A 14,567-nucleotide genomic window follows, 5' to 3' on the forward strand; every position below is an offset into this window, starting at 1 on the left:
GACGTTCATCGAGCGGAAACAGTAAGGAGGAGAAGATGACGAAGCTTGGATTACGCACTCTTACCTTAAGCGTTCTGTCTATCACCATTGCTACAGTGGGTTGCGCACAACAACAACGAGGAGATTGGTGGGGTCACGGGCCAATGGGATCTAACCACATGAGGTCTGAGCACATGCGTGGTTGGGGGCACGGCAATATGGGGCCTGGCCAGCAGCAGCGCATGCAACGACATTGGACGTATATGAACGAGGACGTGCCCGCAGCCTACCGCGGGGCTCGGAGCACCATTCGTGCAACGCCCGAGAATGTTTCGGAGGGCAAGACGCTATATACGGAAAACTGCGCAAGCTGTCATGGAGCTGAGGGTTTGGGCGATGGTGAAGCCGGACGTTCGCTCGCGCCCTCTCCCGCTCTCCTACGATGGTTCGTTCAGATGCCGATGTCGGGGGACGAGTACCTTCTTTGGGCAATTTCCGAGGGCGGCGAACGCTTCGGAACAGACATGCCAGCCTTCAAGGAAGCGCTGAGCGAAGAAGACCTTTGGAAGATCATCGTTTATATGCGTGCGGGGTTCCCTTGATCTGTCGTCAATCTGTTGGTTTTTGATGAGTGTTTTTGCTGTCGATACTATGACGACAATTCTCAGCAGGCATAAAGCTGACAATGCGCCATTCTAGTAAGCTTCACGGAAGCGGACATATATGTAAGTCGCAGCACGAGCAGGTTAGGGCTCTCTCCTGCCGTTCTCTGCATATTGAAGTAAGGTCCGGTTCGGCCGCGTCCTGTTACCCCCGTCAAGTGAAGGCGCTACTTTCAGCCCGTTTGGCTTTCATTTTCTCCATCGCCATATCTTTCGCTGACCGACTTTTCCGCTTTGCGACCGTGCGCTGCGCATCAAATGCCGCCTGAAGTTCCTGGTCTTTTTCAGAAACCTCTTTCACCGGGGCAGGGGCCGGATTCGCATCCGCCAGAGCCTTTGCCGTGTCCCTGGCCTGTTCTTCAGCAAGATCCAGATGTGTACCTTTGATCTTTGGAGCATCACCCCCAAGGAACTGCATGAAATAGGGATCTTCGAAGTATCGGATCTTGTTTGCAATCACCGGCATCTTGCCTTCGCGGATCAGCACAACTTCATTTTCAGGCAATCGGCCAACGTGTTCGGGCCGGAGCAGGCGAATGCCTTCTTCACGCTCTGATATGCTGCCCATTTCCATCTTGCCGAGTGCTCGAGACTTCGACTTGCTTATGACCGTTTTGTCCCCGATGGACCTGGACACATGTTCGCGTACTTCGGAATCCTCTGAGGCGGCAAACATCTGGGTTCCAGCGTTTGCCAGCATCGCCCGCACACCCTCGTGCCCATAAATGTCCTGTAGGCGCGACAGTGTTTGCGAAATCACCACGAGCCTGCCCCCGAACGATCGCATGGTGTCATAGGCTTCAACAACGCGCTCAAGATGGCCGAGGCGTTGGAACTCATCGAGCAGCATCAAAACCTTGAACGGCTCATCTTCGCCCGGCTCAACAGTTTCGATGGTGTTCACCAGATCGAGGAAGAACAGGCGAATGAGCGTCCGGAACTCTTTGACCTTTTTCCCTGGCACGGAAAAGTAGATCGAGCTGGGGCGCCGACGCAGATCTTCAAAGTTGATGTCATTGCCCTGCGTGGCTCTTGCTACCGACGGGTTGCGCCAGAGCTGCAGGCCGGAGTTCAACATAACCGAAATCGTTGACCGCAGGATTTTGGATTCTTCGGCTGCAAGATTCAGAAACTCATCTGCAGCTCGCGCATATCCAACTTCTTCAGCCATTTTCTCATAGTCCTTTTGCTTGGTCGTTTTGACCAGGCGCAGGACTTCGGAAATGTATGGCCGCTTTCTTTTGATCGCCAGCATCGCCATTGCGCAGAACATGCCTTCAACACCACCCATAAAGCCCTGCGCGGACGAGCTGGGCGTGTCGAACATCTGAGTTGCAACCTGAATCACTTCTTCCCATCGCCGGTCCAGATTGTCGGCACGTGCTGCGCGGCGCAGAGGGTTGTAGCTGTGGCTTTTGTCGGGGTTCTCGGGGTCGAACACAAAAACCTCATCGCCCATTGCTGCCCGACGCGCGCCGGTTGTCTGGAAAATCTCGCCCTTGATGTCCAGGACGACGCAAGACCCATTGAAACGCAGGACATTCGGGATCACAAAGCCGCTGGTTTTGCCCGAACCAGACGGGGCAATGAACATCGCGTGCGGCTTTTGGACACCGGGGCCGGGCTTATAGTAGATCGCGTTTTTGTCCTTTGGCTCACCAAATTTGGCAAACACGATTTCACTATCCAATTTGTCTTTGAGCTTCAGAACCGACGCATAGCCTTCCTGGACGAGCTGAGGGGCCTTTGCAAAGGTCGCATCACCGTATTTCGTTGAGGGACCACGCAGCGCAGCCGCCACAAATGCAAAGGTCAAAACACCCACTGCGACCACCGCCACCAGACCCATGATCTGCTGCGTCTCTGCAGGCTGTGCCATGAACTTCTCTGGGATCGCCCAGATGTCCAGCCCGCGAAAGCCTCTGGTGTTGATGTATTCGAGCGCCAGCCCGACCACCAACACCGCGCAAGCCGAGGTAGCGATAAAGCCCATAGTACCGGCTATCGCGACCTTCTTGCCTTTGGGTAGATCCTGAAACTCAGCCATCGGTCAGCTCGCGTTTGAAGAAGCACACGATGCCAAATTCTGCACGTGCGACACCAACCATTTCCCAACCTTCTTTGCCCAGCTTTGCGAATTTCTCGCTGGCGTCGTCGCATTCCGAAAAAGGCACGTCTCGGTACTCGAATTTCTTCATCTTTGTACTCCTTCAATTCAGTTGTTCAGCAGTCATCAGAGGCGGGAAGATCACGCCGTTGACCTTCCGTTCGTCCCCGATTTTCTTCATGTGAACGATCATGTGAATGGTGGCCCGGATGTCATCGACCACTTCTGACTTTTGAACGGTCGGAGATCCGCGACGCACCATTTTGCTCATCCGTCCAATGGCATCTACGGGCGAGTTCGCGTGCATGGTGCAGACAGATCCATCGTGGCCGGTGTTCACCAGTTCCAAGAACATATTCGCGTCGTCGCCTCGGATTTCACCGCAGACGAGGCGGTCAGGCCGGAGGCGAAGCGCCGATTCCAGCAGCTTTGTTGGTGATCGAGGGCCATCTTCTTCGGAACGGTCGGCAAGCAGATCGACAGAATTGGGTTGCTCGATGTCCAACTCGGCCACTTCTTGAATCGTCACGATCCGTTCGCCCGGATCGACGCGCTTCAGCATTGCATTGAGGACAGTGGTTTTGCCGGACGAGGTGCCCCCGGCAATGATCACGTTCCATTTGCTAAGCATTGCAAGGTCGGCCAGCTCGTCAAAGTTCATTGTTCCGTCAGCGAGAACAGCCCGAGCATTTTCAAGCGCGCTATGATCGTTGTTTTCTGCCAACGCCGCCTCTTTGCTGGCGAAGCTGAACGCGCCCAGATCGACGTTTTTCACGCGCAGGAGACGGATCGCAACGGACCCCACGCCGGTTGTTGCTGGCGGAATCACGACCTGAACCCGCGCTTTACCCTGCTGTGTCGGCACGTTGGCCGTCGCAATCGGCTTCTTTTCTCCGAATGTTACATCGCTGAAACCGGCCACGCAGCGCCCGATGTTTTCTACATCGTCTCTGTTCAGAGTGATGTCTGTCCTGGTCATGTGCGTTGTGCCCATTTCTTCGACCCAGACCGATCCGTCAGGGTTCACAGAAATTTCGCTCAGGCTTTCATCGTGTAACAGATGCTCGATCTTGCCTGTATAGTATTCCAGAAGGCTATTCCCGTTCCGCCCGCTCATGTTCTTGTCCTTGGTAGAGCACTTTTTGGAACACTGGAGGTTGCCTTCGCTGCATCTCGGCTTTGCCTCGAACACGAAGGCATCCACATAAGATTCATTGCTTCCAAAAAGTGCTGAATTTGCTTCAAAAAAGGCCGCTACCGCACTCGATCATGCTGGCAGCGGCCGGAAAGACCGCTGAGGCGGTCGGCTCATTGGCTCGCTCTCAGAAGCTATCGAACACAACGTCGCGCTGCAGGATCGCGTTGATACGACTGCCCTGATCGACAAAGATTGTCGGAGTGATGCGCAGGTATTCATCAAGCGCCGCTGCCGTGGCGTTCTGCAGGTTAGACCCCACTTGGGTTGCCAGATCCGTTCTGACCGAGTTGTTGCTGTCGCTGTCAGACACCAGCGCCACAGGGGCAATACCGATGATGGACAACAACGCAGCCGTGCCGAACCGCTTCCCAAAGTGTGTGTTCACCCTGCCGGTCGCGCCGGTGCGGCCCTGTCCGTCCGTGCCAACTGAGCCGATCTGAGCGGAAAGGCCATCCGGTGTAATGACACGGCTCCAAACAATCATGATGCGCGTTTGCGCCAATGTCGTATCCGCTCGATACTCGCCATAGAGCTTCGATCCACGAGGCAGAAGCAAACGTGTGCCGTCCATCGAGTAGACGCCGCGTGTGATCGTTGCCACGACACTACCGGGCAGTTCCGAGCTGACCGCCCCACCGAATAGCGCCGACAAGACCGTGCCTTGCGTTAAGGTGCGCGACGGATCGTCAATGATCGAGGCCCCGACGATGGGTGGATATTCTTCGACCAGATTGTTTTGCCATGTCGTATTCGGGTTTTCCTGATAGCCGCGCTGTTCTTCAGGTAAGCGGGTGTCGTCTGGCTGGACTTGAACCGGCTGCGGCGCAGCAGGGAAGGGTTGGAAAATGACCGGCTGCGATCCACCATTGATCGGCTGGTAGTTTTGACCGGGTGCTTCCTGTGCCATCGCGCTTGACGCCAAAGCAACCAGGGCGAGGGTGAGTGCTGTTCTGTTCATCGTCAGCTCCATTAGTTTCTGCCGTATGGGTTTTCATCGAACACGATGCCGTCTGACTGGTTCTGGCGCTCGCGCATCCGCTTGAGTTCTTCAAGCCTGCGCCGCTCATCATCAGTCAGACCCGTAGTCTGCAAGTGGCTCATACTGGCGAGCGCCCGGGCCTCTGCATCAGCAACCGCCTGGGCAAGCTCAGTCTGAAACTTTTTCTCGCGCTCATCATATCTGACCTGAAGGCGTTCATTGGTCAGGTTCAGCGTTGCGATTTCACCGTCTTTTTCTGACAGCGAAACTTTGGCGTCCGTCAGCTCGTCTTGCAGATCGGAAATCCGGCCATTCTGTTGCTCGATTGTTTTCAGGGCTTGTTTCAGCCCTTCGGAATCGACCTGCGGCACTGCTACCGGTGTTGCCACCGCAATTTCCTCGGGCAAAGCCTCTTGTTCCGGCTCATCGACCTCTGGTCCCCGTGCGGTCAAAAGCCCGTATCGCTCGCCACCGCCTTGTTGCAAAGCGTCAACGCGGACACCCGTGTTGGTGCTTTTGTTTTCGTCGCCCATGACAAACCATACAAAGCCCAGGAACACCGCCCCTGCGATTGCAACAGTTATCAGCTTCTTTGGGTCGAACTTCTTCCGGACACGTTGCGACGGCTGTTCAGCCGCCGCCCGTGCCGCAATTGTCTGATCGCGGTTCATTACTTGCTGCCCCCCGGTTTAACTGTCTGTGAAGTGACGGGCCGACCGCTCACACTTGCCTGCTGAAACGCGTCGCCATCGTTTCGTACACAGATCGAAGTGTCCTCGATGCGCAGTGTCCAAAGATCTGAAAGGCCTTGCACCTGGATAATGCCGCGCTCTTTGACTGTGGTGTTCACCATCAGCTCGCGGCCATCAGGCAGGACACGGAAGATCCCCGGCAACTCCGCATCCTGCGGGATCTGCATATAGGTGTGAACGCCATCGTCCCACACGGCAGTAGGCGCGAAGTCAGCTTTGCCCGAGCGCGAGTAGTTTTGGTTGACGAAGCGGCCTGTTGGTTTCGGTTCGCTGCGCGCTACCGTGCCACGGCGCGTTGTAGTCCCGCCGCTGTTGTTTTTGTTGTAGAACGTGACCCGGAACGGAACACGTTTGCGTTCGGCGGCGCTCTCGGCCGGAACCAGATAGAAGTTGTATGTGCCGCGATTGGTCAGGACAGTCAGGTTTGAATCCGAGTTCAGGATTTCCGGCTTGAACGCAATAACGCGACCTTCCTGAAGGCGAGTGATCTGAAAACTTTCAGTGTCGCCCGCACCAATGCTGCGGACGGTTTCGCCCTGCGGAAAGTGAACATAGGTAATCAGGCGTTCACCCACAGGGATGCGGTACACCTGGTTCTCGACGTAATGGAAATGCGTGATGCGGTGATCCGCGTTCTTTCCGTCCGGTGTCGGTGTGATTTCAGCGAGCAGAGGCGTAGAGAATGCCAAAACTGCTGCGGCGGTGGCGGTGAGTGTTTTGAAAGAACGCTGCATCAGATGTCTCCCATTGCGTCTACGCGATAGTTGGTGACGACGAAGCCGAATGGATTTTCCAAAAGTTCGTCCATCGACGTCACGATTTTTTCCTCAAACCCATAGGTCACTGTGACCACGTAGCGGGCTGAGGCCGTTGCTTGGTTTGGAACGATCAGGGACTTGCGGATCTCGACCTGCACCGTCGCATCGTTGACCGGCGACACGCCCAGAATTTCGGTCTGCACCTTTGTCTTGGGCGTATAGATTTCGTCCGGATGGTTGTCGTTCGACCCGTCCCACAGTTCGCGGTAGGACGTTTCGGCCAGCTCATCAGAACGACGCAGCACCGATTTCAGGCGCTCGTTGTTGTCCTGGACATCATAGGTTTCCCGGTCGCGCACATAATTTGCGACTTCACGGAAGGCCATCGCCTCAGAAGGTTCCAGTTCTTCGACTTTTTCAGTCAGCAGGACCGGCAGTTTCGTGTCCGGATCAATGGAGAATGGCACCGCGCGGATTTCCTTCAAGGGAAGGAGCATCGCCCAACCAATCATAGAGGCCACGCCCATTGCCATGCCGACCATGCCGAATACCTGCCATTTGAAGGCATCGCGGCGTGCACCCAGAAAGAGTTCTTTTTCGTGATCTGTCACGTGTGACATCAGCTCAATACCTCGATTTAGGAAGATTTATTGACGCGAGCTTGTCGAATGCTCTGCCGGTAACGGTCAGCGGCGTAGCTCTGTCGAGCCGCCCCATCCTGATTGCGGGCTCTGTGTGCAATGTCCCGACGCGCTTGCATCGCGCGCGAGGCGCTGTCACGAACACCTGTCCCATCGCGGGCTGCGGAGGCCATCGCGGCGGCGGTTTTCCCACCGGCTACTGCACCCCTTGCGCCGTCGCTTGCAGTGCCCAATGCACTTCTTGCGGCAGCGACGGCACCAGTTGCCACGGCAAGACCCGAGGATGCCGAAACGATTGCACCCGACATTCCGCCCGCGAGCGATGGGATCTGCGTGAGCATCACGATTGACACAATGCAGATCGCCAAAAACCGGCCACTGGCCTCCATATTGTTCACATCCTCAACAGCGGTCAGTTCTGAGCTGAAAAGGGCCTGAATAAGAGAAACAATACCTGTCAGAACGACGATGACCATGATCAGGCCAACAGTCGTTTTCGCCCAGGCTGCGAAGATATTGGCTGTTGCTGAGCTGAGCAGCGTTGCGATGAAAACAGGCGCTAGTCCCAGCAGGACCGCCAGACCGCCTTTTGCGATCAGCGCCATGCCGGTGCCAAAAGCTACGATGACAGCCCCAACAACCCAGAGAATAGCCCCGGTGATGCTCAGGCCCCAGGTCGCGTTTTCAATGGCCTGCTGGCCCATCAAGAAACACTGAAGCGCAATGTCATCGAGTGCTTCCCAGACATTTGTTGTGCCGGTCAATTCTCCGGCAATCGTGTCTGGGAGGCTCGAAATGCCCTGATAAATGGGCTGAAAGAAGCTCCAGCTGGAAGCCATACCAATGATGATCGTCGCCCGAATGATCCAGCCGACATAGCCACCAAACCCGATTTCCCGGATTTGAAGCACACCGTTGATCAGCATTGCCACGAAGATCAGCGCGGCTATTGCCCAGAGGGCGGATGCAAGATCCGCCGCCAGGCTGTTGTATGCTTGCTGCGAGAAGTTATTAAGCGCAGCCTCAATCGAGCTGACGAAATCTTGGATCACGGCCCACAAGCCTCCTCAATTGCAGGGCGCAGAGCTTCCAGACGGGTCCGTTGCTCTTTTTTAAGCGCGGCAAGATTGTCGGACGGTTGGGTCCAAAACTCGTCTTGGTCAGCTCCGACCTTTTGGGCCGCGTCCTCACGGCTCAAACCACCCAGCGGACATTCGGTGCTGTAGGTCTCGCCAGACTTGCGCAGATTACATTGCTCGATGGTGGCCTCGTGCGCTGCTATGACCTGTTCATTCAGGATCACCACCGACCAGTTGGTCACAAGAGGCTGCTTGTCTGCGGATTGGCCCGCTTCGGCCATGCGCGCTTGATCGTCTTTGACGAATTGACGACCGTACTCACTCGCGCCCGAGTACCCAAGGCACTTACGATATTCATCGAACGGCATATCGACCTTGGGTGACGGGCGCAGCTTCACCTGTGCCGATGCAGCACCCGACATAACGACGGCGGCTGCAATGGTCAGGATGAGAGTTGAGCGGAGTTTCATTGTGAGGTTCCTCGTACATAGTTGCTGAGTGTCGAAAGATCAGCAGCGGTTGCAGCCAGATCCGTGCCCGACGCCAGAGCATTAGCCGAGGTTGCGCGCAAGATTTCAATTTCAACTTGCAGGAGTTTCAGGAGAACCGCCGTGTTATAGTCGATTGCATCCTTCAGATCTTCTTGCTGACCGATTTCACCGCGCAGTTTTTCAGCATCTTCGGAGAGCTGACCGGCCATGTCATAGCCATTCTCACCCAACGCCGACGCCATCAGGCCCGCACCACCACGCTCAGACAGGATGCGGCGAGCCTGCACATCCGATCCGCTGAAGTCGGACAAGATGCCATCGTTCAGGCCGAGGTTGATTGATCGACGTTCCATTGCCTGCGCAGCGACATCGGGCAGGCCGGAGATACCGCCCTCCGCTGCATCCAGTGCGTAGCCGAGCGTGTCAGCAGCAGTCGCCAGTTTCAAAAAGCTGCGGCTGTTGAACTCATCCAGATCTGTCAAACCGCTGATGGTTTTGAAGGAGTTTTCGAGCAATGCCCGCTGTTGTTCCAGTTTCTCGTACTGTTCCAGCAATTGCTCGTACTGGCGGACCATTTCAGCGATTTCTTTGGCCGAATTGGCGGCGTCCTGCGTGATGGATGCAGAGTCCACCACCGGAACACCCTGGGCCGATGCCATGACGGGCAGGGCGGCCAGAACTGAAACAGCAATGGTTGTGCGGAATTTCTTTGAAATATTCATCAGACAAGCTCCAAGTTTTCAGGGGGGGTCATGCGCTCAAAGTCGCAGGCGCATTTGCTGCGATAGCCCGAATAGGTGCTGGTGCAGGCTGAGACAGCGGCCAGAACTACAAGGGCGATTACAAGGCGGGTTTTCATGTGATTTCCTTCCAGAAGTTGGGGTTTTTTCGCCAGTCAGGATCAGGGAACGATTTTCCGTCTGATCCGCTCAGAACACGGAGAAGCGGGCCGAGAGCGCCGACATCGACATCGAGCCAAACACTCTCATCACCCTTTTTCATGAGCATTACGCGGTCGCCAAAATGCGCCCTCAGCGCGGCCAGCTCTGAATCGTTCAAGCCGATTGCCCGGTAGTCTGCTTCATTGCCGGATCGAGAGGGGAACAAGAGCTGCGTGCTGGTGTTTTCCAGGATCGACTTACTTGCCGCCGACGACAGGAGGTGATCGGGGATCTGCGTCATCATCATCATCATGACGTTCAGCTTCCGATACGTGGTGTAGGCATTTATGAGAATGCCAGCGCCATAAGGGTTGCCAGCAATTACCCATGCTTCATCAATCACAAAGACAGTGGGTATCTTGGTGGCGCAGCGGCGTTCGATCTGGCGCATGACGTAGCTGATCCATGCCAGCCGCACCAACTCGTCATCCAGAACCTCGGAAATGTCGAAAACAAGATGACGGGCGCCAGCAGCAAACGGATCTGAGCCACCCTCGCCAAACATCCAGGACAAGCGGCCTTCGCCAGCCCATTCACTTGCACGCTTGTACAGGTTCTTGTCATCGTCAAAGGCTCTGAACCGTTCCACCAATGAATCGAAGTTCTGAAGCGCAGGCGGCAAAGTGGCATTCGCTTGGCAAGCCCGCGTGATTTCATCCTTTTGATCGGTGGTCAGTGGTTCGTCATAGCTCAACAGGGCAATGACCCAATTGGCGAGCCAGCTTTGCCCAGCCTCATCCGTCTCGGTCTGAAACGGGTTCATGCCGGTTGGTTCACCAACTCGGACGCGGGTGTACTGTGCGCCGAGCGCACGCATGGGGGCCTCCATCGCCCGGTCTTTGTCAAAAGCGATGATCCGCGCGCCCTGTGCAACCGCCGTTGTCGCCAGCAGCATCGCGGTCACAGTTTTACCCGATCCGTTCGGCCCCAGAACGATTGTGTGGCCGGAGGGCAGGTTTTCAGCGTCTTTGCTGGTCTTGGGAAGGTGCAGCGAAACATCGTAGCTGTCCCCGTGCGTTGTCGGCAAAGTCGCCAATGGCCCCGGCCAGGGCAGCTTTTCCGCATCCAACCCTTTAGGGCGCATGTGGAACGCAACCATGTCCGCAAAGTTCTGGTCCGTGATCAGTTCTTCACGAGGACGGAATGCGAAGTTGCCGGGGTGCTGCGCGAAGTACACCGACCGCGCCGACATCGCTTCGCGTTTGACCGTGCCGCCCGAAATCTGGATTTCACCGATGATGTGTTTTTCGGCGGTTTTCAGATCTTCCTCGTTCCCAAACACACAGATCGACAGGTGGTGCTTGCCGAGTGACATGGTGCCGGAGGCAATGCCGTCCGCCAGAATGGACAAATCTTCTTCAAGCGACTTCGCTTTGTCGCCTGCCGAGCGCATTTGTCCCGACTTGCGGCGTTCCATTTCCTGCGCCTGGGCGCGGCTGATCGGCAGGAAGGATTGCGAAATCACAACATCAACCGGCAGGTCCAGCCCGTCGAAAATGCCGGGGAACGAAGCCATCGGGTAATTCTTCAGGGAATAGACACGGATGGAGCGTTCCTGATCGTCGCCCGTGACCAGTTTGCCGGTCTTGCCCTGAAACAGCACATCCTCTTGCGGCATGTTGAAGGCGATGGGTTCTGCAATGTTCGTGTGAATGATCGGCTGATACCGACCGTTCAACAGCATTCCATAATAGCCGAGCCAACGCCCCTCGCTGAGCTTCAGCCGGCGCACCCGGCTTTCGCCCAGCGTGCCCGCCAGTGTTGTGAAAACACCGTCGAGCTGTTCGATCATTTCGCGGCGTTCCTCGTCTATCGTTCCAGACGACATGCCGAACATCTGTTTTGCCCGCTCATCCTGCCGCTTTTGCAGAATGGCGCTGATGATGATCTTGCGTTCTTTCAGCTCTGCATCGACGGAAGCTGAGCGCATGGCCTGTGCCACTGCACCGGCAAAGCCGGTTGGATCTGTGATGACATGACCCGTCTCAGCCGGGACGGTCAGTCGATGAACGTAGAATGCCACCTCATTGGGTGTTGTGCGCAACACACGCTCAAACCGTTCGGCCAGGAACTCGAACTCGTTTTCGTCCAGCGTGTTTGCATTGATTCCGGTGATTTCTGCAGCGGCGATAAGGCCACCGTTGCGTGTGGAAATAACCTCATCGTCCACGACATAGCCATAAGGCAACATCTGAAAGAGGCTCATTTCATCCTTGCGCCAGCTCGGCTCGATCAACGAGCGGGCAAGGGTCCACAAATCCTGTGCAGCAGGCTTAGGCACTATAGTAATCTCCCCCATGATGCTGGCGGTTTTTGGTGCGCGGAGTTTTGGAAAGGGTTACGGACAGGACGCGGAAGAAAGCCGGTTCCCATTCGTAAAAGAGGCGAAGCCCGGTGTAGAAAACAAAACCCGCAATGATTGCTGGCGCTATCCCGAACATGAAGAACGAAAGCATGGTCATCCCGAGGATCACCAGCAGATAGATCACGGGTAGGCCGCCCCATTCTGCGGGGCGGCTCAGGCCGCGAAAGACCGTATTGCGGCGCGGCATCAATCAGCCTCCGATGAATGTATCAGCGAGGCCGATAACAGCGCCGACGACGATAGCGATTACCGGGCCTTTCAACGAACCCCAGCCGAACACATAGGCGAGACAGCCCCAGATGAAGCCGACAGCGGCAAGGCTGACGCCAACGACCTTCGAGTCGGCCAGTGTTTCGTTGATGAAATCGCCAATGGCATCTTGCAGCCAGCCAGCGGAGGCGGGCGCTGCGGTGATGATGAACGCAGTGATCGCGAAAAACGCCATCTGCTGGTAGAAGTGGGTTCTTTTCATAGGTCTTTACTCACTTTGCTTAGGATGATCCGCACGTAGTTGCGGGTTTCGGTGAAGGGGGGGACGCCGCCGTATTCGACGACGCGGTGAGGCCCGGCGTTGTAGGCGGCAAGCGCCAGCTTCCAGGTTCCGAACTCGCGGTACTGCGCCGCCAAATAGCGGGCACCACCGTCGAGATTTTCTGCAGGGTTCTTTGGGTTCACGCCCAGGTCTTTCGCCGTTCCGGGCATGAGCTGTGCGAAGCCATAGGCACCCTTGGGCGACAGAGCATCAGCGCGATACCGGCTTTCCTGCCAGACCAGTGCCATGAACAACTCGGCCGGAATGTCGTGCCGTTTTGCCGCTGCATGGATTTCTTTGACGATCCGCTCTTGCGACCAGCCGCCCGAGGATCTGCGAGGCCGCGGTGCTTTGCCCGCAATCTCGATCTTTGCCTGCGGTTTGGGGGTTGGTGCTTCCGGCTTTTCATTAAGCGTGTATTCACGCATCCGGATTGGACGAACGACGCCATCAACGATTTCTGCGCGAATGCCGTTTAGATACACGCTTCCATCAGGTTCGTATTCAATGACCTGGGCACAGACATCCGTTCCGAAAGTCGCCGTCAAGAACGCCAACAACGGCCAAACGGCGTTGATCCGACATCTGTTATCGGTGAAGCTTTTGATGGAGCTGGTCACTAATTTGTCCTCCAAATTAGGTCAGTAGTTTTTACATAATTACTATTATGGGGTCGACTTCAGGTCATCTGAGCGGTGGGGAATCGGGTGCTGGGACACAGCACTGAACCTTCAGTGGCGCCGCAAAAGACCAATGTCTGGTTCGGATCTCTTAGTCAGATGTTTTGGCTGGAACGTTCGGATGTCCCGCGCGCCTCAATCGTCAGACAGCGCTAAGGGATCGGAGGTGCAGACGCGTTGTCTAGGTTTGCACCCATTGACTCTGTCGCGGTGCTGCCCAATCTAGGACCGGCATCTCGGACTACTGTTTTTACCATAGTACAGTTCTCTCTTGATGTTGGAGGAATGCCCGGATGGATTAAGGGCGTTTCTTGTCCTGTCGATTGTTGGCGCAATCGGCAGGACTGCTTATTGCTTAGTCGTTTCTCTCTGCTGTCATAAATCGTTGTTTTATCCTTTCTTTCAGCCGCACCAGGACTGGCGCTTGCCACCCGAGTACGGGCGCGCCAGACCTTCAGAAATCAGGATGGCCCCGACGTTCTGTCCAGACACGCGCCCAAGCGCCAAGAAGCGATCGTGGACGTCAAAGTGCAGCTCAATCTCAAGTTCAATTACGCCCGCGAAGTTGATGAGCTCCGTCAGCCGGTCCTTGGCTCGTAGACCCAAAGCTCTCTCAGCATCGCACTGAGCCCGGAATGTCTCAGGCGTATCAAACCCAATAAGCCGGTATCGGTCGTCACCATGGTCGATCGTGTCACCGTCAACGGCAATCACCTCGGATGCGCCGAGAGTCTTTGTTTTCCTAGCTGGTTCAATCCAAACTGCAGCAATGAACAAGGACGCGAGTGCAGCGCTGAGAAACAAGAGCCGTTTCATGCGCCCTGCCCCAGCATTTTGATGAGCCGGGTTCTCGAACGTGACCGATCAGGTTTTGGATTTCGCGTCCAGGGCCTGAGCTGCTTCGAGACCCTCTGGGGTAATCGACTCGATCGTATAGTCTGATTTGACGCAGAGAATGCGCCCATCACCAAATTCCTGATGATGCTTGAAGAGGCCCGGCCAAAGATCGAACTCTCTGGGCTCAGCGCCCGCTCGAGAGATCTTCGACTTGCACAAGGCCCCGACATAGTTCGGCGAGCTGTAAATGCAGTGGTACTTAGGTCGTCCAAGGGAAGCGAGTCCGATAAATTCGTAGCGGCATGTAAAGGGAACCTGATCCTCTTTCAGGCCCCGGACCATCTCGATGGTTACCACAGTGTATTGTCTCTTGTTGTCCGCCATGACGACCCCCTATGGGCCGTCTTCTACATCCAAAAGTTGTGGACTAAAACACAATCTACGTCAATATAAGAAAACCCGCCAATATACGATATTGGATTGTCAGAAATATATTGGCCGGATATTGCTTAGGCGATTCGCAAGCAGGAGAGACCATCTTGAAACACTCAAAATCCGGAAATCGA

Annotated in this window: 18 protein-coding genes; 1 reads left to right on the forward strand and 17 read right to left on the reverse strand. The window is 55.7% G+C overall.

Features of this window, described 5'->3' with window-relative positions; all coding sequences use genetic code 11:
* Positions 1–35 precede the first annotated feature (35 nt).
* Positions 36–581 carry a c-type cytochrome gene (locus ACR0C5_RS17270; RefSeq protein ID WP_170624900.1) on the forward strand — a complete coding sequence of 182 codons (546 nt, stop codon included), beginning with the start codon at positions 36–38 and terminating at the stop codon, positions 579–581.
* 214 nt (positions 582–795) lie between these two features.
* Here ACR0C5_RS17270 and ACR0C5_RS17275 read toward each other — a convergent pair whose 3' ends face one another.
* The 17 genes from ACR0C5_RS17275 to ACR0C5_RS17355 form a co-directional block, all read right to left on the reverse strand.
* Entirely contained in the window at positions 796–2,688 is a 1,893-nt protein-coding gene (locus ACR0C5_RS17275; protein WP_170418000.1) for a type IV secretory system conjugative DNA transfer family protein, read from the reverse strand.
* The gene (locus ACR0C5_RS17280) at positions 2,681–2,839 is read right to left on the reverse strand and encodes a hypothetical protein (protein WP_170417997.1); all 159 of its coding nucleotides are present in this window, start codon (positions 2,837–2,839) and stop codon (positions 2,681–2,683) included. Before ACR0C5_RS17280 ends, ACR0C5_RS17275 begins: the two co-directional genes overlap by 8 nt.
* A gap of 12 nt (positions 2,840–2,851) precedes the next feature.
* Positions 2,852–3,865: an ATPase, T2SS/T4P/T4SS family gene (locus ACR0C5_RS17285; protein ID WP_170417994.1), complete on the reverse strand. Its 1,014-nt coding sequence runs from the start codon at positions 3,863–3,865 to the stop codon at positions 2,852–2,854.
* 205 nt (positions 3,866–4,070) lie between these two features.
* Positions 4,071–4,904 carry a TraB/TrbI/VirB10 family type IV secretion system protein gene (locus ACR0C5_RS17290; protein WP_170417992.1) on the reverse strand — a complete coding sequence of 278 codons (834 nt, stop codon included), beginning with the start codon at positions 4,902–4,904 and terminating at the stop codon, positions 4,071–4,073.
* 11 nt (positions 4,905–4,915) lie between these two features.
* On the reverse strand, positions 4,916–5,596 hold the full coding sequence (locus tag ACR0C5_RS17295; RefSeq protein ID WP_170417989.1) for a hypothetical protein: 681 nt from the start codon (positions 5,594–5,596) through the stop codon (positions 4,916–4,918).
* The gene (locus ACR0C5_RS17300; protein WP_170417985.1) at positions 5,596–6,411 is read right to left on the reverse strand and encodes a TrbG/VirB9 family P-type conjugative transfer protein; all 816 of its coding nucleotides are present in this window, start codon (positions 6,409–6,411) and stop codon (positions 5,596–5,598) included. Before ACR0C5_RS17300 ends, ACR0C5_RS17295 begins: the two co-directional genes overlap by 1 nt.
* Positions 6,411–7,055, reverse strand: a complete 645-nt coding sequence (locus ACR0C5_RS17305; RefSeq protein WP_170417982.1) for a VirB8 family type IV secretion system protein — start codon at positions 7,053–7,055, stop codon at positions 6,411–6,413. The genes ACR0C5_RS17300 and ACR0C5_RS17305 overlap by 1 nt, the downstream gene beginning before the upstream one ends.
* A gap of 17 nt (positions 7,056–7,072) precedes the next feature.
* On the reverse strand, positions 7,073–8,128 hold the full coding sequence (locus ACR0C5_RS17310; RefSeq protein ID WP_170417979.1) for a TrbL/VirB6 family protein: 1,056 nt from the start codon (positions 8,126–8,128) through the stop codon (positions 7,073–7,075).
* Positions 8,125–8,625 (reverse strand): hypothetical protein, encoded by a 501-nt coding sequence (locus ACR0C5_RS17315; protein ID WP_170417977.1) that lies wholly within the window; start codon positions 8,623–8,625, stop codon positions 8,125–8,127. The genes ACR0C5_RS17310 and ACR0C5_RS17315 overlap by 4 nt, the downstream gene beginning before the upstream one ends.
* Positions 8,622–9,368, reverse strand: coding sequence for a type IV secretion system protein (locus tag ACR0C5_RS17320; protein ID WP_170417973.1), 747 nt, complete (start codon positions 9,366–9,368; stop codon positions 8,622–8,624). The genes ACR0C5_RS17315 and ACR0C5_RS17320 overlap by 4 nt, the downstream gene beginning before the upstream one ends.
* Positions 9,368–9,505, reverse strand: coding sequence for a hypothetical protein (locus tag ACR0C5_RS17325; RefSeq protein WP_170417970.1), 138 nt, complete (start codon positions 9,503–9,505; stop codon positions 9,368–9,370). The genes ACR0C5_RS17320 and ACR0C5_RS17325 overlap by 1 nt, the downstream gene beginning before the upstream one ends.
* Positions 9,502–11,868: a VirB4 family type IV secretion/conjugal transfer ATPase gene (locus ACR0C5_RS17330; RefSeq protein ID WP_170417967.1), complete on the reverse strand. Its 2,367-nt coding sequence runs from the start codon at positions 11,866–11,868 to the stop codon at positions 9,502–9,504. The genes ACR0C5_RS17325 and ACR0C5_RS17330 overlap by 4 nt, the downstream gene beginning before the upstream one ends.
* Entirely contained in the window at positions 11,861–12,139 is a 279-nt protein-coding gene (locus ACR0C5_RS17335; protein WP_152460684.1) for a VirB3 family type IV secretion system protein, read from the reverse strand. Before ACR0C5_RS17335 ends, ACR0C5_RS17330 begins: the two co-directional genes overlap by 8 nt.
* A 3-nt stretch (positions 12,140–12,142) precedes the next feature.
* Positions 12,143–12,424, reverse strand: a complete 282-nt coding sequence (locus tag ACR0C5_RS17340) for an HAD family hydrolase (protein ID WP_152460685.1) — start codon at positions 12,422–12,424, stop codon at positions 12,143–12,145.
* Positions 12,421–13,104 (reverse strand): lytic transglycosylase domain-containing protein, encoded by a 684-nt coding sequence (locus tag ACR0C5_RS17345; RefSeq protein ID WP_331252774.1) that lies wholly within the window; start codon positions 13,102–13,104, stop codon positions 12,421–12,423. The genes ACR0C5_RS17340 and ACR0C5_RS17345 overlap by 4 nt, the downstream gene beginning before the upstream one ends.
* Before the next feature lie 462 nt (positions 13,105–13,566).
* Entirely contained in the window at positions 13,567–13,980 is a 414-nt protein-coding gene (locus tag ACR0C5_RS17350) for a thermonuclease family protein (protein WP_170417964.1), read from the reverse strand.
* A gap of 48 nt (positions 13,981–14,028) precedes the next feature.
* Positions 14,029–14,385 carry a hypothetical protein gene (locus ACR0C5_RS17355; RefSeq protein ID WP_142638830.1) on the reverse strand — a complete coding sequence of 119 codons (357 nt, stop codon included), beginning with the start codon at positions 14,383–14,385 and terminating at the stop codon, positions 14,029–14,031.
* Positions 14,386–14,567 lie beyond the last annotated feature (182 nt).

Source organism: Ruegeria sp. N8 (genome assembly GCF_056531325.1).